The following is a 23,229-nucleotide window of genomic DNA, read 5'->3' as shown; positions in this document are numbered from 1 at the left end:
ACGCTTGGTTCACATACGGCTTGTTCGGGTCACATCAAGCCGAATTGACATCCCGTCAGGACATTCGGCCAACCCGTCACACCCGCACCGACGGCCGGAGCCACACCGCCCAGGTCAGCGCCGAGCACACCGAGTAGGCCGCCAGGAACGCGAGATACGCGGTGTCACCGTTGTGACTGGAGAGGAAGGACTGCCGGAAGGCCAGGTTCACCAGTACCCCGCCGAACGCCCCGACCGCGCCCGCCAGCCCGATCAGCGCCGCCGACCGCCGGCGTGCGTCGGCCTCGGCGGTCGCCGGATCGGCGCCCGCCGCCACCGCGCGCCGGGCGACGCCGCGGTAGTGCGCCGGGATCATCTTGTACGTCGAGCCGTTGCCGATCCCGCTGAGCACGAACAGCGCGATGAACCCGCCCAGGAACAGCGGCAGCGAGCCCGCCCGGGAGGCCGCCAGCACCAGCGCCGTCCCGGCGCCCATGGCCACGAAGGTCGCCAGCGTCACCCGGGCACCGCCGAACCGGTCGGCCAGCCGCCCGCCCACCGGCCGCAGCAGCGAGCCCAGCAGCGGCCCGAGGAAGGTCAGCGCGGCGGCCTTGACCGGGGTGTCGAAGTGCTGGTGGAACTGCACCTGCAGCACCTGGCCGAAGGCGAACCCGAAGCCGATGAAGGAGCCGAAGGTGCCGATGTACAGCGCGGAGACGGCCCAGCCGTACGGATCGCGGGCGACCTCACGCAGGGCCCGCCCCGCGCCCCGGCCGTGCGCGGACGCCGGCAGGTCGTCCATCCGCCACCAGGCCCCGGCCGCCGCCGCCACGATCAGCGGCAGGTAGACCAGCGGCAGCAGCCGGGGGTGGGCGGCGCCCGCGGTGGCCAGCACCAGCAGCCCGAGCAACTGGACCGCGGGGACACCGAGGTTGCCGCCGCCCGCGTTGACGCCCAGCGCCCAGCCCTTCAGCCGGTGCGGGTAGAAGGCGTTGATGTTGGCCATCGAGGAGGCGAAGTTGCCGCCCCCGACGCCCGCCACGCAGGCGACCGCCAGCAGCGTGCCGTAGGAGACGCCCGGCTCCAGCACCACGGCCGCCAGCGCCGTCGGCACCAGAAGCAGCAGGGCGCTCACCACCGTCCAGGTGCGGCCGCCGAAGCGGGCCACCGCGAAGGTGTACGGCAGCCGCAGCAGGGCGCCGAGCGCGGTGGGCAGGGCGGTGAGGGTGAACTTGCCCGCGGTGTCGATGTGGTACTCGGGCCCGAGGAAGAGCACCAGCACCGACCACAGGCTCCACACCGAGAAGCCGATGTGCTCGGAGAGGACGGAGAGGACCAGGTTGCGGCGGGCGATCCGGGCGCCGGTGCGGGCCCAGAACTCCTCGTCCTCCGGGTCCCAGTCGGCGAGCGGGGAGGGCGTTCTGGTAGCGACCGCGGTGGTCATGCCGCCGCCTCCTCTTCGAGCGCCTCGCCGTCGACGGCGTTCCCGTCGACGGCCTTCCCGTCGAGAGCCCGGACCGGCCAGCGGCGCAGCACGGCCGGGGCGCCGTCGGGGGCGGTGTCCTCGTCCAGGCAGCGCCCGTCGGTGAGGTCGTACACCTGCTTGTACATCGGCGAGATGAGGGTCGGCCGGTCGCCGCGGCTGCCGAGCAGGCCGCGGGAGAGCACCGGGGCGCCGCTGAACGGGTCCAGGTTGTCGACCGCGTACAGCTCCCCGGAGCGGCCGCGGAACAGCGCGACCTGCCCGGCGTCGGGGAGCAACACGGCCACGCCGCGGCCGGGTTGGAGGTCGGTGAGGGCGCAGACGGTGCGCCAGTGGCTGCCGTCGTGGATCTGTACGGTCACGGGGTGAGCACCTCCGGTCGGGGCCCGGCGATCAGCACCGGGGCGTTGAGGGGGCGGCCGGCCTCGCCGGGGCGGGCGGGGCGGATCTGGCCGCGTTCGGGGACGAAGGTCACGGCGGGGTCGGGGGTGCCGGGGGCGTTGACGAAGGAGGCGAAGCGGCGCATCCGCTCCGGGTCGGCCAGGGTCTCGGCCCATTCGTCCCGGTAGCCGTCGATGTGACGCTCCATCAGTTCGTCCAGCTCGGCGGCGATGCCGAGCGAGTCGTCCAGCACCACGGCCCGCAGGTGGTCGAGTCCGCCCTCCAGCCGCTCCAGCCAGACCGAGGTGCGCTCCAGCCGGTCGGCGGTGCGGATGTAGAACATCAGGTAGCGGTCGATGGTGCGGATGAGCGTGTCGCGGTCGAGGTCGGCGGCCAGCAGGTCGGCGTGCCGGGGGGTCATGCCGCCGTTGCCGCCCACGTAGAGGTTCCAGCCGGCCGAGGTGGCGATGATGCCGAAGTCCTTGCTCTGCGCCTCCGCGCACTCGCGGGCGCAACCGGAGACGGCGGCCTTGAGCTTGTGCGGGGAGCGCAACCCCCGGTAGCGCAGCTCCAGTTCGATGGCGAGGGTGGTGGAGTCCTGGACGCCGAAGCGGCACCAGGTCTCGCCGACGCAGGACTTCACGGTGCGCAGCGACTTGCCGTAGGCGTGCCCGGACTCGAAGCCGGCGTCGACCAGCTTGCGCCAGATGACCGGGAGTTGGTCGACGGTGGCGCCGAACATGTCGATCCGCTGACCGCCGGTGATCTTGGTGTAGAGGCCGTGGTCGCGGGCGATCTCGCCGATCGTGATCAGGCCCTCGGGGGTGATCTCGCCGCCGGGTACCCGGGGAACCACCGAGTAGGAGCCGTTGCGCTGGAGGTTGGCCAGGAAGTGGTCGTTGGAGTCCTGGAGGGCACCCTGTTCGCCGTCCAGGATGTGGCCGTTGCCGAGGCTGGCCAGGATGGAGGCGACGGTCGGCTTGCAGACCTCGCAGCCCTCGCCGCCGGTGCCGTGCTTGGTGAGCAGTTCGGAGAAGCTCGCCAGCCCGGTGACCCGGACGATCTCGTACAACTCGGCTCGGCTGTGGGCGAAGTGCTCGCACAGGCCCTGGACGGTGGCGACCCCGGCGGCCTCCAACTCCTCCTTGACGACGGTGCCCAGCTGCTTGAGGCAGCTGCCGCAGCCGGTGCCGGCCCGGGTGCACTTCTTGACCGCGGCGACGCTGTCGGCGCCCTGCTCGCGGACGGCGGCCCGGACGGCGCCCTGGGTGACGTTGTGGCAGGAGCAGAGCACCGCCTCGTCGGGCAGCGCGACCGGCCCGGCGGAGGCGAACCCGGCCGGCAGCACCAGCTGTTCGGGGGCGACGGTGAGCGGCTTCCCGGCGACGGCGAGCGGGCGCAGCGCGCCGTAGCCCTCGGTGTCGCCGACCAGGACGCCGCCGAGCAGGGCGCCGTCGGCGCCGATCACCAGCTTGCGGTAGACGCCGCTGCGGCTGTCGCTGTACAGCACGTCGAGCGCGCCCTCGGCGCTTCCGTGCGGGTCGCCGAAGCTGGCGACGTCCACGCCGAGCAGCTTGAGCTTGGTGGAGGTGTCGGCGCCGGTGAAGCCCCCGCCCTGCTGCTCGGCGATGGTGCGGGCCGCCGTCTCGGCCATCTGGTAGCCGGGGGCGACCAGCCCGTACACCCGGCCGTCGACGGCCTGGGCGCACTCGCCGATGGCGAGGACGGCCGGGTCCTCGGTGCGGCAGTGGGCGTCGACCACGATGCCGCCGCGCTGGCCGACCGGCAGTGCGCAGTCCCGGGCGAGCTGGTCGCGGGCGCGCACCCCGGCGGAGAAGACCACCAGGTCGGCGGGGAGTTCCCGGCCGTCGGAGAGGGCGAGGCCGCGCACCCGGCCGTCCGGGCCGGTGAGCACCCCGCTGGCGCCGGCGCCGGTGTGGACGGTGACGCCCAGCTCCTCGATCTTGCGGCGCAGCGCGGCGCCGCCGCCGTCGTCCACCTGGACGGCCATCAGCCGGGGCGCGAACTCGACCACGTGGGTGGCCAGTCCGCCGGCCCGCAGGGCGCCGGCCGCCTCCAGGCCGAGCAGTCCGCCGCCGACCACCACGCCGGTGGCGGCGTCGGCGGCCTGGGCGCGGATCGCGTCGACGTCCTCGATGGTGCGGTAGACGTGGCAGCCGGGCGCGTCGGTGCCGGGCACCGGCGGCACGAAGGGCACCGAGCCGGTGGCCAGCACCAGGACGTCGTACCGGACTTCGGAGCCCGACCGGGTGGTGACGGTGCGGCCGGCCCGGTCGATGGTGGCGACCGGGTCGCCGAGCCGCAGGTCGATGCCGTGCTCGGCGAGGAAGCCGGACGGGCAGAGCGCGAGGTCCTCGGGCGTGCTGCCGGAGAACAGCGAGCTGAGGTGGACCCGGTCGTAGGCGGGCCGGGGCTCCTCGGCGAGCACGGTGACCCGCCAGCCGCGGGCGGCCGGCTGCTCGCTCCAGGCCTCCAGGAAGCGCTGGCCGACCATGCCGTGGCCGACCAGGACGAGGTCCCGAACGGCACCGCGATCCCGTGCGGTGCGGTCGTCAAGGGTCACTGTGGTACTCCTCCGGTGAGCAGGTGCAGGGGGTGGCCGGCGAGGGCGCCGCCGTCGGCGAAGGCGCCGGCCAGCGCGTCCACGGTGGCCAGGTCGCCGAGCAGGATGGCGCCGACCAGCCGGTCGCCGCGCAGGACGAGCTTCTTGTAGCTGCCGCGGGTGGCGTCGGTGAGCCGCAGCACGTCGAGGCCCGGGTCGAGGGTCTCGTCCACGGCGCCGAAGGCCGCGTACTCCAGGTCCCCGGTGGTGAGCCGGGCCCGCGGGCTGGTGCCCGGGTAGCGGGCGTCGGGTTCGGCGCCGGAGAGCCGGCGGGCCAGCACGTCGGCCTGTTCCCAGGCGGGGCCGGCCAGTCCGTGGACGGTGCCGCGGTGCTCGGCGCAGTCGCCGATCGCGGACACCCGCGGGGCGGCGGCGAGCCGGTCGTCCACCAGGACCCCGGTGCCGACGGGCAGTCCGGCGGCGTGGGCCAGCGCGGTGCGCGGGCGGGTGCCGCAGGCGAGCACCACCAGGTCGCAGTCCAGCCGGTAGCCGTTGGCCAGCTCGACCGCGCCGACCCTCTCCCCGCCGTGCACGACCCGGGCCCGGTTGCCCAGGTAGCAGTCGACGCCGAGGGTGCGCAGGCGCTCGCGCAGCACGGCGGCGGCCTCCGGGTCGAGCTGGCGCTCGATCAGGTGGGGCGCCTGGTGGACGATCTCGGTGCGCACGCCGAGCGCGGCCAGCGCCCGGGCGGCGCTCACCCCGAGCACCCCGCCGCCGATCACCACCGCCCGCTCGGCGCCGACGGCCTCCTCGGCGAGCCGGGCGCAGTCCTCCAGGGTGCGCAGCGTGTGCACGCCCTCGGCCAGGCCGCGGCCGTCGGGACGGCGCAGTCCGCGCACCGGCGGGAGCACCGGGTTGGCGCCGGTGGCCAGCACCAGTTCGTCCCACTCCTCCTCGGTGCCGTCGGCCAGCCGCAGGGTCCGGGCCGCCGGGTCGAGGGCGACCACCTCGCAGCCGGGCCGGGCCAGGGCGCCACCGAGCGGCAGCGCGATCGCCTCGGCGTCGTACCGGCCGGTGAGCACCTCGGCGAGCAGCACCCGGTTGTACGGGGCGCGCGGCTCGGCGCCGTACACGGTCACCGTGCCCGGCCCGCCGAGGGCGGCGTACCGTTCGGCGAAGCGGGCGGCCGCCATGCCGCCGCCGACCACCGCGATCCTCATGGCGTCACCTCCGTCTGTGCGCGCTCCACCCGGACGGCGCAGAGCTTGAACTCGGGCATCCGGGAGACCGGGTCGAGGGCCGGGTTGGTGAGGCTGTTGGCCCGGCCGGCGCCCGCCCAGTGGAAGGGCATGAAGACGGTGTCCGGCCGGATGGCGTCGGTGATCCGCGCCGGCGCGACGGCCCGCCCGCGCCGGCTGGTCACCGCGACCGGCTCGCCGTCGGCGATCCCGAGCCGCTCGGCCAGCCGCGGGTGCAGCTCGACGAACGGGCCGGGCGCGGCCGCGTTGAGCTCGGCGACCCGGCGGGTCTGGGCGCCGCTCTGGTACTGGGAGAGCACCCGGCCGGTGGTCAGGAACAGCGGGTAGGCGTCGTCCGGCTCCTCGGCGGCCGGGCGGTGGGTGACCCCGGCGAACCGGGCCCGGCCGTCCGGGGTGGCGAAGCGGTCCAGGAACAGCCGTGGCGTGCCGGGGTGTCCGGGCGTCGGGCAGGGCCAGAACACGCCGTCCTCGGCGGCGATCCGGGCGTAGCTGATGCCCGCGTAGTCGGCGTCGCCGCCGGCCGAGGCGCGCCGCAGTTCGTCGAAGGCCTGCTCGGCCTCGGCGGGGAAGCCCTCCGGCACGCCCAGCCGGGCGGCCAGTTCGCGCAGCAGCCACAGTTCGCTGCGCACGCCCTCGGGCGGGTCGAGGGCGCGGCGGCGCAGGATCACCCGGCCCTCCAGGTTGGTGGTGGTGCCGTCCTCCTCGGCCCACTGGGTGACCGGCAGCACCACGTCGGCCAGCCGGGCGGTCTCGGAGAGCACCACGTCGGCGACCACCAGCAGGTCCAGGGCGCGCAGCCGTTCGGTGACGTGCCCGGCGTTCGGCGCGGACACCGCCGGGTTGGAGCCGGCCAGCAGCAGCGCCCGTACCCCGCCGGGTTGCCCGAGGCCGTCCAGCAGCTCGTACGCGGACACGCCGGGACCGGGGATGCGCTCGGCGGGGACGCCCCACACCGCGGCCACGTGTTCGCGGGCCGCCCGGTCCTCGATCGAGCGGTAGCCGGGCAGCTGGTCGGCCTTCTGGCCGTGCTCGCGCCCGCCCTGCCCGTTGCCCTGCCCGGTCAGGCAGCCGTAGCCGCTGTACGGGCGGCCCGCCTTGCCGGTGGCCAGGCAGAGGTCGATCCAGGCGCCGACGGTGTCGGTGCCCTTGCTCTGCTGTTCGGGGCCGCGCGCGGTGAGCACGATGCCGGTCGCCGCCTCGCCGAACATCCGGGCGGCGGCACGGAGTCGATGTGTGGGCACGCCGGTGATCCGCTCCACCCGGTCCGGCCAGTGGGCCATCGCCGACTCCCGGGCCGCGTCGAAGCCGGTGGTCCGCTCGGCGATGAACTCCTTGTCCACCAGGCCGTCCGCGATCACCAGGTGGAGTAGGCCCAGGGCGAGCGCGAGGTCCCCGCCGGGGCGCGGCTGGAGGTGCAGGTCGGCCAGCTCGGCGGTGCGCGTGCGGCGCGGGTCGACCACGATCAACTTCCCGCCGTTCTCCCGTAGTTCGCGCAGGTAACGGACGGCCGGCGGCATCGTCTCGGCCGGGTTGCCGCCGACCAGGATCAGGCAGCCGGTGTGCGGGAGGTCGGCGAGCGGGAACGGCAGGCCGCGGTCCAGGCCGAAGGCCCGGCGGTGCGCGGCGGCGGCCGAGGACATGCAGAACCGGCCGTTGTAGTCGATGTTGGCGGTGCCCAGCACGACGCGCGCGAACTTGCCCAGCAGGTAGGCCTTCTCGTTGGTCAGCCCGCCGCCGCCGAACACGCCCACCGCGTCCGGCCCGTGCTCGGCCCGCACCTTCGCCAGCCCGGCGGCCACCCGGTCCAGCGCCTCCGGCCAGCCGGCCGAGCGCAGCGGGCCGCCGGGCCGGTCCCGCAGCAGCGGTCCGTCCAGCCGGGCGCCCCGGGCCAGCAGGGCGGGCGCCGTCCGGCCCTTGCCGCACAACGCGCCCCGGTTCACCGGGAAGTCCGGGCGCTCCAGCACCTCGACCGGCAGCCCGGCGCCCGGCGCGCCGGGCGACAGCCGCATGCCGCACTGCAGCGAGCAGTACGGGCAGTGGGTGTCCGTGGCGGCGGGGGCGGCCGGGGCGGCGATCGGTGTCATGCCGAGAAAGGTCGCCGCCCGCTGTTTCGCGACCGGGTCGCGGATGTTGCGGGCGCGGTACGCCTCGCTCACACCGCCCGGCCGACGGGGTGCGCACCACGACATCCGGCGTAACCGCAGCGGCACCTTCGCTTACCGGCAGGTGACGGCCGGGCAATGCCCCCGTAACAAGCGCCCCGCAGGCTGGCCCGCATGGCAGCAACCCCCACCGCACCGGGACCGGCCCTACCGGCAGGACCGCCGGGCCCGCTCACCGGCTTCACCGTCGGCGTCACCGCGGCGCGCCGCCGCGAGGAGCTCACCGCCCTGCTCACCCGGCGCGGCGCCCAGGTGGTCGAGGCGCCGGTGCTGCGCATCCTGCCGCTCGCCGACGACCTCGCCCTGCGCGAGGCCACCGAGCGCTGCCTGGCCGCCCCGCTGGACTACGTGGTGGCCACCACCGGCGTCGGCTGGCGCGGCTGGATGAGCGCCGCCGAGGGCTGGGGCCGGGGGGCCGCCCTCGCCGAGGCCTGCCGCGCCTCGGTGGTGCTCAGCCGCGGCCCCAAGGCCACCGGGGCGGTCCGCGCCAGCGGGCTGGGCGAGGGCTACTCCCCCGACACCGAGGCTACCGACGAGCTGCTCACCTGGCTGCTGGCCCGCCCGCTCGCCGGGTGCCGGATCGCCGTCCAGGAACACGGGGTGCGGCTGGACGCCTTCGCGGCGGCCCTGCGCGAACGCGGCGCCGAGGTGATCTCCGTCCCGGTCTACCGCTGGGCGCCCCCGGAGGACCCGGGCGCGGTGCGCAGGCTGCTCGACCAGACCGTCCGCCGCCAGCTCCACGCGCTCACCTTCACCAGCGCCCCCGCCATCACCGCACTGCTCGTCACCGCCCGGGCCGAGGGCCGCTACGAGGCGTTGCTGGACGCCCTGCGCACCGATGTGCTGCCGGTCTGCGTGGGGAGCCTGTGCGCCCGGCCGCTCACCGACCTCGGGCTGCCCGCCGTCCACCCCGAACGCGGCCGGCTGGGCGCCCTGGTCCGGCTGCTCGCGGACACCCTTCCGGGCCGCTCCAGCCGTGAAGTCACCCTCGCGGGACAGGTGTTGACCCTCCAGGGGAACGCCGCCCTGGTCGACGGCGAGAGCCACTGGCTCAGCCCGCGCGGCGCCGCCGTGCTGCGCGCGCTCGCCGAACGGCCCGGCCGGGTGCTCAGCCGCGCCGACCTGCTGCGCGCCGCCTGGCCGGACGCGGCCGCCGACGAACACGCCGTCGAGGCAGCGGTCGGCCGACTCCGGGCCGCCCTGGGACCGCACGCCGCCCTGATCCGCACCGTCCCCAAGCGCGGCTACCGGCTGGCGGCGGGCTGATGCTGCTCGCGGTCGCGCACGGCAGCCGGGACCCGTCGGCCGCCGCCTCGATCCGTGCACTGCTCCGGACGGTCCGCTCGCTCCGGCCCGAACTCCCGGTCCGGTGCTGCTTCCTGGACCTCGCGCAGCCGTCCCTCGACCAGGCCCTCGACCGATTCGCGGGCGCCCGGCCGGTCCTGGTCCCGCTGCTGCTCGGCACCGGCTACCACCTGCGGGTCGACCTGCCCGCCGCGCTCGCGGCCGCCGGCCTCCCGCTGACCCACCTCGCCCCCGCCCTCGGCCCCCACCCGCTGCTCGCCGAGGCCCTCGCCGACCGCCTCACCGAGGCCGGCGCCCCAGCCGACGCCCCCGTGGTGCTGGCCGGCGCCGGCTCCTCCGACCCCACCGCCCTCGCCGACACCGCGTACACCGCCCGGCTGCTCGCCGCCCGCCTCGGCCGCCCCGTCACCCCCGCCCACCTCTCGGCCGCCGCCCCCACCCCCCAGCAGGCCGTGGCCGCGCTCCAGGCCGCCGGGCACCCGCACGTCGGCCTCGCCACCTACCTCCTCTCCCCCGGCTTCTTCGCCCGCCGCGCGGCCTGCACCCCGGCCCACTGGACCAGCGCCCCGCTGGCCGACCACCCGGCGGTCGCCCGGCTGGTCCTCCACCGCTACGACCAGGCCCGGGCCGGGGCGACCGGGGCCGTCGCCGCCTGACAGGGCCTGACGGGGCCTGACGGGGGGCCGCCTACACCGACTGCTGCACCGAAGCGATGAAGCCCAGCAGCCGCTCGTTGACCAGCTCGGGCTGCTCCAGGTTCAGCCCGTGCCCGGCCCGTTCGACGATCTCCGCCCGCACGCCCGGGATCAGCGCCGTGACCCGCTCCACCACCTGGCGCGGCCGCAGCAGCGCGCTGCGCCGGCCGACCAGCATCAGCACGGGCAGCCCGATCGAGCCCAACTCCCCGTCCGTGAAGGGCCGGGCCGGCGGGCGGCTGCCCGGCCTGTAACTGCGCATGGCGAGCATCAGCGGGGCGGTCATCTCGCGCGGCGCGCCGAGCGCCGGGTTGGCCAGCAGTCGCCCCACGGCGGGGCGCAGCGGGCGCGGGGCCAGCATGCCGAACAGCCCGCCGATCATGTGGGCGTAGAACCGCGCGGGGACCTTCTCGATCCCGCCCGGGTCCAACGACGTGACGGAGGAGAGGCGTTCGGGCCCATGGACGGCCTGGTTGAGCGCCAGCCAGCCGCCGTACGAGACCCCCACCAGGTGCACCCGCTCCAGCCCGAGCCCGGCCAGCACCTCCCCCAGCCAGGCCGCGTTCTCCGGCGACCCGGCGGCGACGGCGCGCTGCACGCTGCGGCCCGGGTCGTCCAGGGTGTCGATCGCGTACACCGGGTGGCGCTCGCCGAGGGCGGCGATCTGCGGGTACCAGTTGGACGGGTGCCCGGCGTGGCCGTGCAGCAGCACGATCGGCTCGCCCTCGGTGGGCCCGTAGTGGTGGACGTGGACGGTGCCGTAGCCGGTCTCGACGTCCGACTCCCGTCGTGGGCTCGGCCAGAGCTCCATCGCCCGGTCGTACGCCTTGAGGAACTTCGCCTTCGCCGCCTCGCTGGCGAAGTGTCCGACGCTGGTCCTGGTCATGATCCCTCCCGGTTTGATGGTATGGTTGTACCACAAAAATATCCGGAAGGAACCCGATGCCCAAGCTGGTGGATCACGAGGAACGACGGGCCCACCTCATCGACGCCCTGCTCCGCTCGGCGACGCACAGCGGCCTGCACTCCGTCACCATGCGCTCCGTGGCGGCCGAGGCCGGCGTCTCCGTCCGGCTCGTCCAGTACTACTTCGACACCAAGGAGCAGCTGCTCCTCGCCGCCATGACCCGCCTCGCCACCCGGATGGGCGAACGCGTCCAGCAGCGCGTCCGCGCCACCGGCGCCGGCACCGACCCCCGCCGGATCATCGAGGCCGTCCTGCTCGAAGCCGTCCCCACCGACCAGGAGAGCCGGGCCTTCCACCTGATCTACACCGAGTACGCCGTACTCTCCGTCACCGACCCCGCCCTCGCCGACCGGTCCTTTCTCACCGCCCCCGACGAGATGGAAGCCTTCCTCACCGCCCAGCTCACCGCCGCCGGCGCCGCCGACCCGCGCCAGGAGGCCGTCGTCCTGCTCGCCCTCTCCGCCGGCCTCGGCCTCAGCGTCCTCCTCCACCAGCGCACGCCCGAGGACGCCACCGCCGTCCTGCGCCACCACCTGGGCCGGCTCTTCCCCTGATCGGCCCCAGGCGCGGCGGGCACAGCGGGCACAGCGGGCACAGCGGGCAGCACACCGGGGTTCAGCTTGTGGGCGTCAGCCCGGCCTCGGCGGCGGGCCCCGCGCCCGGCGGCACCGGGCGGGTCCGCTCACCCCAGGCGGCCACCGACGGCCCCGCCGCCCCCAGGACGGCGAAGAACACCCCGAGCAGCAGCCACCCCGGCCGGCCCAGCGGGAGCACCAGCCCGGTCAGTACCAGCGGGGCGAGCGCCTGGCCCGCGTCGAAGCCGACGCCGAACAGGCCCTGGTACTGCCCCTGGGCGTGATCGGGCGCCAGCCCGTAACCGAGCGCGTAGCCCGCCGAGGACTCCCACACCTCCCCGACGCTGTGGACGCACACCGCGAGCACGGCCAGCGCCGGCGCGACCCAGGTCGGCACGTCCGCCGTCAGCGCCATCAACGGGCAGCTCACCAGGAACAGCAGCCCGGCCAGCCGGAACGCCCGACCGCCCTGCCGCGGGGTCTCCACCCCGGCGCCGAGCCTGCTCTGCAGCAGCGCGCAGACCGCGCTGTTCACCGCGTAGACCGCCGCCACCGTCCAGCGCGGGGCGTCGGTGTGGGCGCTGAGCCAGATCGGCAGCAGCAGGGAGACGGTCTGGTACTGCAGCCCGATGGCGCTGTACAGCGCAACGAAGGACACGTACGGCCGGTCGGCCAGCACCGACCACCGCCCATGCGCCGCGGGCCGCGCCAGCGGCGGGTGGTCCGGGACGCGCAGGAGGGCGATCAGCCCGGCGAAGGCGAAGCTGGCGGCGTTGGCGAGGATCAGCCCGGTGTACGCGGCCCGGGTGTCCAACTGGACGGCGACGGCCGCCCCCAGGGTGCCCACGACCACCCCCAGGTTGACGAACGTCCGGAGCCTGGCCCGGAACGCCGCCGGCCGTTCCCCGCCGACCCGCGCGACCAGCGCCCCGCCCGCGGCACCCGCCGCGGTGGCGGCCAGCCGGTCCAGGGTGGCGACCAGGGCGAACCCCGGCCAGCCGTCGATGAGCACGAAGGCCGCCATGGTGACGGCCTGCACGGCCAGGGCCGTCAGCCAGACCCGGCGCGGCCCGTACCGGTCGGCCAGGTTCCCCGCCGGCACGCCCGCCGCCAGGCCGCACAGCCCGGCGACCGTCAGCCCGGCCCCCACCTGGGTCGCGGGCAGGTGCACCACCAGCGTGAAGTAGAGGATGGCCGCACTGTTGAACAGCCCGTTGCCGACCCTGCTGACGAAACTCGCGGCGATCAGGGCCCGCTGCGCACCCGTCCCCGGCCCCATCCTGATCACGTCAAGCAGGCTAACAGAGGCCCCACACGCCCCCCTTCGGCCCGCCACCGGTCAATCCCGGTGCGGCATCAGGCCGTTCTGTGCGACGCTCCGACCATGTCTCACCCGAACCACGGCAAGCGGTACGTCTTCCTCGACCCGGTCAGCTCCGGCACGGGCCTGGGCTGGATGTTCGTCATCGTGGCGGCGCCCACCGGCGTGGTCTACCAGAACCAGGGCGGCGGCCTCCGCTGCGCCCAGTACGAGCAGGAGGGCTACCTGATCCCCCTCCTCGGCCGCCGGCTGGACGACGAACTGCGGGCGATCTTCGTCCGCGAGCTGAAGAAGCAGGGATCGAGCGGCCTGGACTGGCCCGCCGATCTCCTCGACCGCCTGCGGGCCGCCGTCGGCTTCTCCGTCTCCTCCTCCGACAACCGCGACGACGCCCTCCCCACCCCGCTGGTCCTCGACGAGTCCCGCCTCGCCCAGGCCGACGAGGCCTGGGTCCCGGTCCTCACCCCGGACGGGCCCGGCATCCTGGTCTGGGAGAACTCCGACTAGCGTCGGCCTGCCGCAGCAACGGCCAAAGGCCGCTCGGTGCGCAGGACTTCACCCAGGGCAGAACGCCGCCCCCTTCCCCCGGGGCCCCGGATCCCTAGGCTGAAGGGGTGAGCACTCAAGCGCCGAACGAAGCCCGCGTCATCCCGCTGCGCCCGCAGACCCCGCCGCCGCATTCCGGCCCGGGTCCCCAACCGGCCGCCCCCAAGGAACCGCTCTGGCGTGACCTGGTCGGCGACGTGCTGCGGCGCGAACGGCTCGCCCAGGAGCGCACGTTGAAGGACGTCGCGGAGGAGGCCCGGATCTCCATGCCGTACCTGTCCGAGCTGGAGCGCGGACGCAAGGAGGCCTCCTCCGAGGTGCTCTCGGCCGCCGCCAGGGCCCTCGGACTCGGCCTCGGCGACCTCCTCTCGCTCGCCCAGGACGAACTCGTCCGGCACACCCGCAGCCGGTCGGCCCACCGCCGCACGGCGCCGTCGGCGCGGACCAACGGCCTCTGTCTGGCCGCCTGAACGGACCGGTGGCCGGTACACCCCCGTGGTACCGGCCACCCGCCACCCGCCACCGGCCACCCGCCACCGGTCACGCGCCGGGGGTCACGCGCCGGGGGTCACGCGCCGGGGGTCAGCCGAACGCCAGCCGCCGGCTCAGCACCTCGTCCGCGAGCCCGTACCCGACGGCCTCCTCGGCGGTGAGCACCTTCTCCCGGTCCATGTCCGCGCGCAGCGTCGCCACGTCGTGCCCCGTGTGCCGGGACAGCACCTGCTCCACCTGGGAGCGGATCCGCACCATCTCCTTGGCCGCGAGGGTGAGGTCGGAGACCATCCCCTGCCGCCCGCCGCTGGCCGGCTGCCCGAGCAGCACCCGCGCGTGCTGGAGCACGAACCGCCGCCCGGGATCCCCGCCGGCCAGCAGCACCGCCGCCGTCGACGCCGCCTGGCCGACGCAGAACGTCGAGATCGGCGCCTGCACGAAGGTCATCGTGTCGTAGATCGCCATCAGCGAAGTGAACGATCCCCCGGGCGAGTTGAGGTAGATCGAGATCTCGCGCTCCGGGTTCTCCGACTCCAGGTGCAGGAGCTGGGCGATGACCACGTTCGCGACGCCGTCATCGATGTCGGTGCCGAGGAAGATGATCCGCTCGTTCAGCAGCCGACTGAACACGTCGTAGGACCGCTCACCCTGCGCGGTCCGCTCGATCACGTACGGAACCGTGTACGACCCCATGTCAGAGCCCCATCCGTCGCCGCGACGAGGCCGGGCGGATGTCGGTCACCGACTCCACCACCCGGTCCACCAGCCCGTACTCCACCGCCTGCTCCGCGGTGAACCAGCGGTCCCGGTCGCCGTCCCGGGCGATCGTCTCCTCGCTCTGCCCGGTGTGCTCGGCGGTGATCCGCTCGATGGTCCGCTTGGTGAACTCCAGGTTCTCCGCCTGGATCTCGATGTCCGCAGCCGTTCCGCCGATCCCCGCCGACGGTTGGTGCATCATGATCCGCGCGTTCGGCAGCGCGAACCGCTTGCCGCGCGCCCCCACCGTGAGCAGGAACTGCCCCATGCTGGCCGCGAACCCCATCGCGAGCGTCGACACGTCGTTCGGGATCAGCCGCATGGTGTCGAAGATCGCCAGCCCCGCCGACACCGACCCGCCAGGGCTGTTGATGTACAGGCCGATGTCACTGCGCGGGTCCTCCGCCGACAGCAGCAGGAGCTGCGCGCAGACCCGGTTCGCCGACACGTCGTCGACCTGCGTGCCGAGCAACACGATGCGCTGGGCGAGCAGTTGGGCGGCGAGATGGTCGTCGAAGGCACTGGGCGGAGTGTCCCCCCACTCCGCGCGGGGCGCGTCGAATGGATTCATGTGGTCCCTCCTCGTAGGGCCGAAGATGCCGTCGACCCCACTCTCACCCCCGACCGCCCACCGGCCCCCGTTTCTCTGCCCGCCGCAGATTCGCCGAGGGCAGAGCGGCTACGCCACCTGCCGCGGGGCGCCGTGGAACACCTGCCGCACATGCCACTCCCGGTGCCGGTCCGCGACCGGCGGATTGCCCGGCTGAGGACCGATCACGGGGCGCCCGGCGAGCGCGAGCACGTGCCGGCGGCTGGCCTCGCTGCGGCCGACGAACCGCTGGGAGACCAGGATCCGGCGTCCCTCCCCCAGACCCAGGACGCCCTTGTCGAAGAGCTTGTGGTGCAGCGAACAGAGACACAGGCCGTTGTCGACCTCGTCCGGCCCGTCGTGCGACCACCAGCGCACATGGGCGGCCTCCAGGCCGACCGTGCTCGCCCCGAGGGCGCCGTCGTAGCCGCAGAACGCGCACTGGAACTCGTAGGCGGTGAGTATCAGTTCGCGCATCCGCCGGTCCCGCTGCCGCCGGGCGGCGGCTCTCACCGTCCCGGTCCCGGCCTCCTCCAGGTCGAGCCCGACCGCCTCGCAGAGATCGGCGTGCAGCGACGCCGGGAAGTGCGCGTCGAGCAGCACCCTGGCCATCCGCCCCAACAGCGCCGGCTCCTCCCCGAGCGCCACCCGCAGCCCGGCCGCGAGCCGGCCGGTCGCCCCGCTGGAACGCAGGATCCCGACCCCGCTACCGGGACTCCCCGTCCCGTGATCGGTCCGGACCTCCCATACGCCGTCGCTGACCATGTGGTGGAAGGGGTAGCCGGGGTTGGTCGGATTCGCCGGCCCGTAGTCGGCGAGCAGCCGCTTCAGCTCCTCCTCGACCATGCTGTAGCGCAACTCCCCGTCCGCGTCCCGCTGGTAGCTGCCGAGGGCGTAGAGCAGCAACAACGGCTTGTGCGGCGCCCGGACGCCGTTGCTCGTCCAGCGCCTGAGATTCGCCACGCGTTCCAGCCAGTCCATGCACGTCAGGGTAGCTACGTCGTCAGATGGTCGAACTCCCCGGCCTTGACACCGCGCAGGAGGGCACGGAGCCCGTCCGGCGTGGTGGTGACGACGACCTCGGGGTCATCACTCTCGCGGATCTTTATGGCGTCACCGAGTGTCGCCGCGACGTAGATGCAGTTGGCGGTGTCCCCGCTGAATGAGGACTTCTGCCAGTTCTGAACGGCCATGATCGTTCCCGTCTCACATGCTCTGGGCGGTACGGCGGATGAGATCGCGAGACGCCTCGGGCCCGAGTGCGGTCGCCTCCAGCCGATCCAACACGGCTCGATACTTGATCAGCTGCGGCTCGGTGTCAATGAACTCGAACCGGTCCCCGTCGACCTGCACACTGTCCAACCGGGCGACCTCAGCGGCGAAGTACACGATCCCGGCACCGGAGCTGGGGTAGCTCCCGGTCCCGAACGGGATCACTCGTACATCGACGTGAGGGATTTCGCTCGCGGTCAACAGGTATTCCAGCTGATCACGGGCCACCTCGCGCCCGCCGAAACCCATGCGCAAGGCGGTCTCATGGACAACGGCGGAAAGTGGGGTCGGCTGCTTCCCGAACAGCACCGCCTGCCGCTTGATGCGATGGGAGACAAGGTGCTCCACTTCGGGCGGCGACAACGGTGGGACTACATCACGGAAGAGCGCACGGGCATGCTCCGGGGTCTGGAGAAGCCCGGGGATGTGAACCACTGAGACGATCCGCATGGACTGCGCATGGTGCTCGACCTCCGCCAGGTCGAGCGCTCCGGCCGGGAGGATCTCGCGGTACTCCTCCCACCACCCCCGCGTACGCCCTCCCGTCATACGGGTCAGCGCCTCGATCAGGGCTTCATCCACGCAGCCGTAGAGGCGCGCCAGCGTCCGCACCCGGTCCGCACTCACCGGGTATCCGCCGGCTTCGATGCTGCTGATCCTGGACTGCGTCGCACCGTGCAGTTCCCCTGCCCGCGTGGCCGACAGACCCGCCTGCTCGCGCAGCCGACGCAGCTCTGCACCGAGACGTCGCTGCCGGACGCTCGGCGGAAGCTTGCTGGGCGGCATCCGCCGCTCCCTTCACTCTTTGGGGTGGAAGTGCCATGGATCCCTCAAAGAGGGTGGACTGCATCCTACCGGCTAGCTATTTTTGATGCTGCATCAGAGACGCTCCGCGCCTTTGGTGGTGGCAGCACCGCGTCCAACTCCCCTTCACGTAGGAGATTTCCATGACTGCTGCGCCCACGCCAAACCCTCGCCCGTTCGACATGACGTTCGACCAGGAGCTGCGCGGACTCGTCCTCGACACCGCACCCCGACTCTTCGCCGTCGTCCAGGTGCACAACGAAGGCGACGCGGCCGCCGACGGCTGGGTGGCGGCCTGGGGCCTCGCCGACCCCGACGGTCTCACTCACGTCATCACCCTCGACCGCCGGACGCACCTGACCCTCCCCGAGCCCGAGCGCGCCCTCCGCCACTTCTCCCGCCGCCCGAACATCACCGCCCGCCTGGTCTGGCTCACCCGCCCGGACACCGCCGCCCCGGACCACCCCGAAGCCGCCTGACGGCCGCCCACCGCGTTGGCCGGATCGGCCCTGTCGAGTGACCTCGACTACCCGGCAGGCTGGACCTCCACGACCACGCAAATCCACGCAAGTGACTTGGCACTGGAGAGCATCGTGGATCTACGGTTCATCGGAATGGACCCGAACACCGGCGGCGAGGGCTCGCCCACGGTGTGGGTGGACGAGGAGACGGCCGACCTGGTGGTCCAGGACGAAGAGGCCGACGAACTGTTGACACTCGGTCGTCCACCTGGAGATGCGCGACTCCTATGCGGTGGGCGACGAAGTGCAGGAGTTCGACGAGTTCCGGCGCACCGGCCAGGTGAACCTCGACCCGACCGCACGGTGGTGGCCCGAGTGGCTCGGCACCGTGCGTGAGGCCGTCGGCAGGGGTGTCGTGATGCGCCGGGCCCGGATCGTCTCGCAACCCGTGACGGACTACATCCGCTGGGAACACGCCTCCACGCCGCTGAACATCGGCGCCGGCGAGCTGGTGCGGTGGCTGCCGCGCCGCCTCGCCTTCGACCTCGCATTGCCCGGCACCGACTTCTGGCTGTTCGACGAACGTCTGGTCCAGTTCCACAACTGGACGGGAGCCGGAGACTGGCACCCCGAGGAACCCAAGGTGTGGAGCGACGACCCGGCGGCGATCAAGCTGTGCGCCGACGCGTTCGAGCAGGTGTGGCAGCGCGCCACGCCCCACAAGCGGTTCTCCGTCTGACCCTCTCACCCACCGGAATGACAGCTCATGCCCGCTTCCCCGTCCTCCAGCGCCCAGGGTGCTCGTGAAGCGCTCGCGGTGCGCCTGACGCACCTCCGCAAGGAGGCCGGGATCAACGGGCGCGAGCTGTCGGCCCGGTGCGGCTGGCACCCCGCCAAGACCACCCGCATCCAGAAGGGCGAGACCCAGCCCACTGACGCCGACATCCGCGCGTGGTGCGCGGCCTGCGGGGCCGACGACCAGGTGGACGACCTGATCGCCACCGCTCGCGCCGTGGACTCGATGTACCTGGAATGGCGTCGCCTGCACCGGAACGGCATGCGCAGGACCCAGGAGGACTTCTATACCCGCCATGAGCGGACCAGCCTGGTGCGCGCCTACGTCTCCAACGTCGTCCCCGGCTTCCTCCAGACGCCGGCCTACGCAACGGCACTGCTGACCTCCATCACACGCTTCCAGAACACCCCGGACGACGTCACCGAGGCCGTGGCCGCACGGATCGCCCGCAGTCGGTTCCTGTACGAGGGGCACCGCAGGTTCGTGGTGCTGATCGAGGAGTGGGTATTGCGCTCGCGCATCGCGCCACCGGAGGCCATGGTCGGCCAGCTGCGCCATCTGCTGGCCGTGATGCCGCTGCCGTCTCTCTCGCTGGGCGTGATCCCCTCCACCGCTCAGCGGGAGGGCACTTGGCCGCTGGAGGCGTACTACGTCTACGACGACCGGCGGGCCCTGGTGGAGACGCTGACGGCCGAGATCAACATCACACAGCCACGCGAGGTCGCCGACTATCTCAAGGCGTTTCGGGATCTGGCGGCCGTGGCCGTCCACGGCCACGCAGCACGGCAGTTGATCGATTCGGCGATCAGCACGATCGGGTGAATCTCCGCAACTTCCAGCAACTCCTTTGATTCGCACAGCGCTTGCTCGGCACCGTGGTTTCTGCAAGCCCGCCGGCTCCAGCCACCACAACGACCGAGTAGGAGAACCCCCATGGGAGACCAGAACAAGGGCGGCCCGAACGACGGCAGCGGAGGGCAGCACGCCAAGCCCGGCGGTCCCGTGATCGGCCCGAAGCCCAGTCCTGACGGCCAGGGCCCCGACAAGGGCGGCAAGCACCGCTGATGACGGACGACCAGCACTCTGCGGAGCAGGCCGCCATGCGCGACCTGCTCCGAGCCGTCAGCGACGTCCTCGGTCACGACGTGGCCCCCGAGTGGATCAGGGCCGCCGACGCGGCCCCGCGCCATGCCTTCCTCCCTGACCGCATCTGGCTCGACCGCGACGGGACCTACCGCAATGTGGACCGCCGCGACGACGCCGACGCCTGGTTGGCCAGCGCCCTGGCCAACGAGCCGGTGGTGACCCAGCTCAACGACGGTGCCGTACCCGACGACCCCTCGCAGGCGTGGCCGTCCAGTTCGTCCTCCGCCCCCTCGGTCGTCTTCCGGATGCTCGAACTGCTCGACCTGCGACCGGGCATGCGGGTGCTGGAGATCGGCACCGGGACCGGGTGGACCTCTGCCCTCATGTCCCACCGCCTGGGCGACGCCAACGTCACCACGATCGAGGTGGACCCGGCTCTGGCCCTGAGCGCCCGCGTGGCACTCAAGGAGGCCGGGTTCGGCCCCGAGGTGGTCTGCGGAGACGGGGCGCTCGGGTGGGGCCGGCACGCCCCCTACGACCGTGTGGTGTCCACCTGCTCCGTACGCCGCATCCCCACCCGGTGGATCGGTCAGACCAAGCCCGGCGGCGTCATCCTCACTCCGTGGGACAACCCGTGGATCTGCTGGGGCCTGCTACGGCTCACCGTCGGCGGGGACGGGGTGGCGGTCGGCAGGTACCTGCCGGTCAGCTCGTTCATGCTCATGCGCACCCAGCGCCAGGACCTGGAGATCTACGGCGACGTGGTGAAGGAGGGCCATACCCCGCAGGTGTCCGCCACCACCCTGCCGCGCCGCGAGGTGGTGTGGGGGGATGCGGCGTTCGCCGTCGGCCACCGCATCGGCGACATCTGGCACGCCTGGCAGGACAGCCCGATCGACGGGGTGGCGGACCGGCTCTGGATCGCCACCACGGACCGCACCTCGTGGGCGGCCGTTGACCACGACGGCGGCGAGCACGACGTGTTCACGGTGCGGCAGCACGGTCCGCGTCGCCTGTGGGACGAGATCGAACAGGCGCACTCGTGGTGGGAGGGAAACGACTCCCCCGGACCGGAGCGGTTCGGCCTCACCGTCACCCCCGAAGGTCACCGGGCCTGGCTGGACGACCCGGCGGACTCCTGGCCGTTGCCGTGACGAATCGCACCGATCACCTGCGCCCGCCCACCCCTCTCGCTAGCGTGAGGACCAGGACCGTCCCGGGCGAGAGGTAAGGCACTGACATGGCGTCTCGCCGACTCGGGCGTTGGGTGCTGGGGGCGTTCCTCACTGTGTGCGTGCTGATCACCGTGGGGTGCGTCTGGTGGATGGTGACGGCGTTCCTCCGGTTCGGCCAGCAGCCGGAGGGCGACACCGCCCGCGCGGAGCGGCTGGCGGGCCTGGACCGGGAGCAGCATCCCCACAAGGGGCGGTACTACCATCCGACGAATGCCGTGCTGGCGCGAGCCGCCGACGGCTCGCGCGTCGCCTACCTGCGCTACGAGGTCGGTGGCGGCGAGGGTGCCGACGTCGAGGACTTCCTCTCCACCTACGACCTGCCGCAGCCCGGCGCCGCAGCCCCGCTGCCGGAGGACCTCAGATCAGCGCTGCCGGGCGCGGAGCCGGCGGAGGGCGCGCTGGTGACAGAGGGGCGGGCCGGGCGGCAGGTCTTCGTCGTGCCGTGGCCCTCCGGCCGCAGAGGCGCCGCCGACATCTACGTCCGGGCCACCGGCACCTGAGAGCGCCCGCGCAGGAAGTCGGACGGGCCGACTTCCTGCGCAGGGGCGCCGGCCGATGCCGTCGGGGACGGGCCCGCCGCACCGGAACGGCGCGACGGGCCCAGCAGGGATCGGCTACCGCCGGGCGGCGGCACGCTCGCCCTGGGAGTTCTCGTCCTCGCCCTGGTCGTCCCCGCCCCAGCCGTCGCTGCGGTCCCGGTACAGCGTGAACCGGTCGTACAGCACCGGCGTCGGCGCCGGGTTCGCGGCGGTGGCCGGCACCGAGTGGTAGTAGGAGACCGTGATGGTGGTGCGGCCGCCGGGCACCAGTCCCGGGTCGACGTCGAACACGGCCACCCCGTACGGGTACTTGGTGTCCGGGTCGGTGACGGCGGACCAGTGGGCCTTCTCCTTGGCGTCCGGGTCGGCCTTGAAGGTGAGCCGCTGGGTGCGGACGGCGGCCTCGCGGACGCCGTCCGCGCCGACCGGCAGGTAGACGTCGTCGTGGCCCGCCGTACCGCCGCCGCCGAGGATCAGGTGGACGGTCCCCTCCGAGGTGTCGATCTGCCGCAGGTCGTCGTCGACGACGGCCGGGGTGAGCAGCCCGCCCGGCTCGGTGCCGCGGACGGGGTGGGTGCGCTCGTAGTCGTGGTCGTGCCCGGCCAGCACGAGGTCGACGGAGTAGCGGTCGAGCAGCGGCAGCAGCTTCTCCCGGATGCCCAGGTCGCCGCCGTGGCTGGCGGCGGAGGAGGACATCGCGAACTGGTGCAGGTTGACCACGATCCAGTCGACCGCGCTGCCGCCCCTGGCCCGGGACAGCACCCGCTCCAGCCAACGGAGTTGGGCACCATCGCTGTAGTCGCTGATGTAGATCGACTGCCCGGTGGCCGGGTCGAGGCTGGCGTCGTCCTCGACGGCGATCTCGTTGCCGTCCAGGCTGACGAACAGCACCGAACCGACCTGGAAGCCGTACCAGTTGCCGCAGTGGTCGCGCGTCCCGTTGTCCGGCAGCTCGAAGCGGGTCAGGTAGGAGGCGTACCCGAGGTCGCCACCGCCGGCCTCGACCTCGTGGTTGCCGGGGGCCGGCATCCAGGGCCGGTTGGCGGCGGACCTGGCCATGTTGTTCATGAACGCGTTCCAGGCCTGCGGCTGGAGTTGCGGGTTGTTGTTGGCGTACGCGAGGTCGCCGTTGAGCAGGTGGAACAGCGGGGCGAACTGCTCGACCTGGCGGACGGCGGCGGCGCCGTGGACGGACGACTTCTTGAACACGTTGTCGCCGGTGCCGAGGTCCCCGAAGCTGGTGAACCGGAAGGCGGCCCGGCCGCGGGCGGGCGCGGTGCGGAAGGTGCCCCGGACGGGCTGGGCGCCGTCGTGCAGCACCTCGTAGACGTACGTGGTGTCGGGGCGCAGCCCGTCCAGCCGGGCGTGGTGGGTGAAGGTCTCGACCTTGTTGAGGCCGTCGACGTAGCTGCGGCTGCGCGCGTCGACGGTGCGGCCGGCGCCGCCGCGCGGGGTGCCGATGCGCACCCGGGGGCGCTGCACCGATGCGGCGGTGGCCCAGGAGACGGTCATCTGACGGGACGGCTCGTTGCCCCACTGGAGGTGGATCTGCTCCGGCCCGGGGGTGCCGGCGACGGCCGGCTGGGTCCACAGCAGGGTGGAGGCGGGCAAGGCGGTCAGCGCGCCGACCGCCGTGCCCGTCCGAAGGACCGTTCTACGAGAGGGGTGTGCCACTGCCGGAACCTCCTGGCTATGAGAAACGCCGAGGAGGCTCCCAGCCGGACGGTACGTCCGCCCCACGTTCGCGTGTGGGGACGGCGAACGGGAGCTGAACGCTGGTCCGGGCGGGGAGTCAGCCCGCGGCCACCCCCGGCAGGCCGGTGGCCACGCCGTCCAGTGCGTGCGAGCAGACGCAGTCCCGCTCGGCCGGCAGGGCCTCCAGGGCCTTGAACAGCACCGTGCGCAGTCGGTCGACGTTGCCCGCGAAGACCTCCAGCACCTCCGCGTGGGTCACCCCGTCCCC

25 protein-coding genes and 1 pseudogene are annotated in these 23,229 nt (G+C 73.4%); 12 read left to right on the top strand and 14 right to left on the bottom strand.

Going from position 1 to position 23,229, the window contains the following annotated elements; translation table 11 throughout:
* Positions 1-76: 76 nt before the first annotated feature.
* Genes ACFWIS_RS20810 through ACFWIS_RS20790 form a run of 5 tightly spaced genes read right to left on the bottom strand, consistent with a single transcriptional unit; the run spans position 77 to position 7,749 of the window.
* Positions 77-1,423, bottom strand: a complete 1,347-nt coding sequence (locus tag ACFWIS_RS20810; RefSeq protein ID WP_380455696.1) for a nitrate/nitrite transporter — start codon at positions 1,421-1,423, stop codon at positions 77-79.
* Positions 1,420-1,824 carry a nitrite reductase small subunit NirD gene (gene nirD, locus ACFWIS_RS20805; protein ID WP_380455698.1) on the bottom strand — a complete coding sequence of 135 codons (405 nt, stop codon included), beginning with the start codon at positions 1,822-1,824 and terminating at the stop codon, positions 1,420-1,422. The genes ACFWIS_RS20810 and nirD overlap by 4 nt, the downstream gene beginning before the upstream one ends.
* The gene (gene nirB, locus ACFWIS_RS20800; RefSeq protein WP_380455700.1) at positions 1,821-4,427 is read right to left on the bottom strand and encodes a nitrite reductase large subunit NirB; all 2,607 of its coding nucleotides are present in this window, start codon (positions 4,425-4,427) and stop codon (positions 1,821-1,823) included. Before nirB ends, nirD begins: the two co-directional genes overlap by 4 nt.
* Positions 4,424-5,626, bottom strand: coding sequence for an NAD(P)/FAD-dependent oxidoreductase (locus ACFWIS_RS20795; protein ID WP_380455703.1), 1,203 nt, complete (start codon positions 5,624-5,626; stop codon positions 4,424-4,426). Before ACFWIS_RS20795 ends, nirB begins: the two co-directional genes overlap by 4 nt.
* Positions 5,623-7,749, bottom strand: coding sequence for a molybdopterin oxidoreductase family protein (locus ACFWIS_RS20790; protein WP_380455705.1), 2,127 nt, complete (start codon positions 7,747-7,749; stop codon positions 5,623-5,625). The genes ACFWIS_RS20795 and ACFWIS_RS20790 overlap by 4 nt, the downstream gene beginning before the upstream one ends.
* Before the next feature lie 192 nt (positions 7,750-7,941).
* Here ACFWIS_RS20790 and ACFWIS_RS20785 point away from each other — a divergent pair, with 192 nt between their 5' ends.
* Positions 7,942-9,093 (top strand): uroporphyrinogen-III synthase, encoded by a 1,152-nt coding sequence (locus tag ACFWIS_RS20785; RefSeq protein ID WP_380455706.1) that lies wholly within the window; start codon positions 7,942-7,944, stop codon positions 9,091-9,093.
* Complete coding sequence (locus tag ACFWIS_RS20780) at positions 9,093-9,788, top strand: sirohydrochlorin chelatase (RefSeq protein WP_380455708.1); 696 nt, start codon at positions 9,093-9,095, stop codon at positions 9,786-9,788. The genes ACFWIS_RS20785 and ACFWIS_RS20780 overlap by 1 nt, the downstream gene beginning before the upstream one ends.
* Before the next feature lie 31 nt (positions 9,789-9,819).
* Here the strand turns inward: ACFWIS_RS20780 and ACFWIS_RS20775 are convergent, their stop codons facing one another.
* On the bottom strand, positions 9,820-10,713 hold the full coding sequence (locus ACFWIS_RS20775; RefSeq protein ID WP_380455711.1) for an alpha/beta fold hydrolase: 894 nt from the start codon (positions 10,711-10,713) through the stop codon (positions 9,820-9,822).
* A gap of 56 nt (positions 10,714-10,769) precedes the next feature.
* Here ACFWIS_RS20775 and ACFWIS_RS20770 point away from each other — a divergent pair, with 56 nt between their 5' ends.
* Positions 10,770-11,348 carry a TetR/AcrR family transcriptional regulator gene (locus ACFWIS_RS20770; RefSeq protein ID WP_380455713.1) on the top strand — a complete coding sequence of 193 codons (579 nt, stop codon included), beginning with the start codon at positions 10,770-10,772 and terminating at the stop codon, positions 11,346-11,348.
* A 61-nt stretch (positions 11,349-11,409) separates the two neighbouring features.
* On the opposite strand, the gene ACFWIS_RS20765 is transcribed toward ACFWIS_RS20770, so the two are convergent.
* The gene (locus tag ACFWIS_RS20765; protein ID WP_380455756.1) at positions 11,410-12,648 is read right to left on the bottom strand and encodes an MFS transporter; all 1,239 of its coding nucleotides are present in this window, start codon (positions 12,646-12,648) and stop codon (positions 11,410-11,412) included.
* Between the two features lie 105 nt (positions 12,649-12,753).
* On the opposite strand from ACFWIS_RS20765, the gene ACFWIS_RS20760 reads away from it, so the two are divergent.
* On the top strand, positions 12,754-13,197 hold the full coding sequence (locus ACFWIS_RS20760; protein WP_380455715.1) for a DUF6210 family protein: 444 nt from the start codon (positions 12,754-12,756) through the stop codon (positions 13,195-13,197).
* 107 nt (positions 13,198-13,304) lie between these two features.
* Complete coding sequence (locus ACFWIS_RS20755) at positions 13,305-13,706, top strand: helix-turn-helix domain-containing protein (protein WP_380455717.1); 402 nt, start codon at positions 13,305-13,307, stop codon at positions 13,704-13,706.
* A 112-nt stretch (positions 13,707-13,818) separates the two neighbouring features.
* On the opposite strand, the gene ACFWIS_RS20750 is transcribed toward ACFWIS_RS20755, so the two are convergent.
* The 5 genes from ACFWIS_RS20750 to ACFWIS_RS20730 all read right to left on the bottom strand — a co-directional run bounded on the left by ACFWIS_RS20750 (position 13,819) and on the right by ACFWIS_RS20730 (position 17,131).
* On the bottom strand, positions 13,819-14,421 hold the full coding sequence (locus ACFWIS_RS20750; RefSeq protein ID WP_380455720.1) for a ClpP family protease: 603 nt from the start codon (positions 14,419-14,421) through the stop codon (positions 13,819-13,821).
* Between the two features lies 1 nt (position 14,422).
* Positions 14,423-15,055 carry a ClpP family protease gene (locus ACFWIS_RS20745; RefSeq protein WP_380455723.1) on the bottom strand — a complete coding sequence of 211 codons (633 nt, stop codon included), beginning with the start codon at positions 15,053-15,055 and terminating at the stop codon, positions 14,423-14,425.
* 108 nt (positions 15,056-15,163) lie between these two features.
* Positions 15,164-16,054 carry a phosphorothioated DNA-binding restriction endonuclease gene (locus tag ACFWIS_RS20740; protein ID WP_380455726.1) on the bottom strand — a complete coding sequence of 297 codons (891 nt, stop codon included), beginning with the start codon at positions 16,052-16,054 and terminating at the stop codon, positions 15,164-15,166.
* 14 nt (positions 16,055-16,068) lie between these two features.
* Positions 16,069-16,266 (bottom strand): DUF397 domain-containing protein, encoded by a 198-nt coding sequence (locus ACFWIS_RS20735; protein WP_380455728.1) that lies wholly within the window; start codon positions 16,264-16,266, stop codon positions 16,069-16,071.
* A 13-nt stretch (positions 16,267-16,279) separates the two neighbouring features.
* Positions 16,280-17,131: a helix-turn-helix domain-containing protein gene (locus ACFWIS_RS20730; RefSeq protein WP_380455730.1), complete on the bottom strand. Its 852-nt coding sequence runs from the start codon at positions 17,129-17,131 to the stop codon at positions 16,280-16,282.
* A 161-nt stretch (positions 17,132-17,292) separates the two neighbouring features.
* Here ACFWIS_RS20730 and ACFWIS_RS20725 point away from each other — a divergent pair, with 161 nt between their 5' ends.
* The 7 genes from ACFWIS_RS20725 (at position 17,293) to ACFWIS_RS20695 (ending at position 21,227) form a co-directional block, all read left to right on the top strand.
* Positions 17,293-17,628 (top strand): hypothetical protein, encoded by a 336-nt coding sequence (locus tag ACFWIS_RS20725; protein ID WP_380455732.1) that lies wholly within the window; start codon positions 17,293-17,295, stop codon positions 17,626-17,628.
* Between the two features lie 114 nt (positions 17,629-17,742).
* The gene (locus tag ACFWIS_RS20720; protein ID WP_380455759.1) at positions 17,743-18,006 is read left to right on the top strand and encodes a hypothetical protein; all 264 of its coding nucleotides are present in this window, start codon (positions 17,743-17,745) and stop codon (positions 18,004-18,006) included.
* Positions 17,903-18,349, top strand: a complete 447-nt coding sequence (locus ACFWIS_RS20715; protein WP_380523948.1) for a DUF6879 family protein — start codon at positions 17,903-17,905, stop codon at positions 18,347-18,349. The genes ACFWIS_RS20720 and ACFWIS_RS20715 overlap by 104 nt, the downstream gene beginning before the upstream one ends.
* Before the next feature lie 27 nt (positions 18,350-18,376).
* Positions 18,377-19,228 (top strand): helix-turn-helix domain-containing protein, encoded by an 852-nt coding sequence (locus ACFWIS_RS20710; RefSeq protein ID WP_380455737.1) that lies wholly within the window; start codon positions 18,377-18,379, stop codon positions 19,226-19,228.
* 111 nt (positions 19,229-19,339) lie between these two features.
* On the top strand, positions 19,340-19,471 hold the full coding sequence (locus ACFWIS_RS20705) for a hypothetical protein (RefSeq protein WP_380455740.1): 132 nt from the start codon (positions 19,340-19,342) through the stop codon (positions 19,469-19,471).
* The gene (locus ACFWIS_RS20700) at positions 19,471-20,646 is read left to right on the top strand and encodes a methyltransferase domain-containing protein (protein WP_380455742.1); all 1,176 of its coding nucleotides are present in this window, start codon (positions 19,471-19,473) and stop codon (positions 20,644-20,646) included. The genes ACFWIS_RS20705 and ACFWIS_RS20700 overlap by 1 nt, the downstream gene beginning before the upstream one ends.
* An 86-nt stretch (positions 20,647-20,732) precedes the next feature.
* Positions 20,733-21,227 (top strand): hypothetical protein, encoded by a 495-nt coding sequence (locus ACFWIS_RS20695; RefSeq protein WP_380455744.1) that lies wholly within the window; start codon positions 20,733-20,735, stop codon positions 21,225-21,227.
* 114 nt (positions 21,228-21,341) lie between these two features.
* On the opposite strand, the gene ACFWIS_RS20690 is transcribed toward ACFWIS_RS20695, so the two are convergent.
* Positions 21,342-22,877, bottom strand: coding sequence for a purple acid phosphatase family protein (locus ACFWIS_RS20690; protein ID WP_380523946.1), 1,536 nt, complete (start codon positions 22,875-22,877; stop codon positions 21,342-21,344).
* Between the two features lie 181 nt (positions 22,878-23,058).
* Positions 23,059-23,229, bottom strand: a pseudogene (locus tag ACFWIS_RS20685) (5'-methylthioadenosine phosphorylase); the annotation flags it as partial.

This window comes from Kitasatospora sp. NPDC127060 (assembly GCF_042724935.1).
GTDB lineage: Bacteria > Actinomycetota > Actinomycetes > Streptomycetales > Streptomycetaceae > Kitasatospora.
Note: the sequence above shows the minus strand (reverse complement) of the source record. Positions and strands in the feature narration are given on the sequence as shown.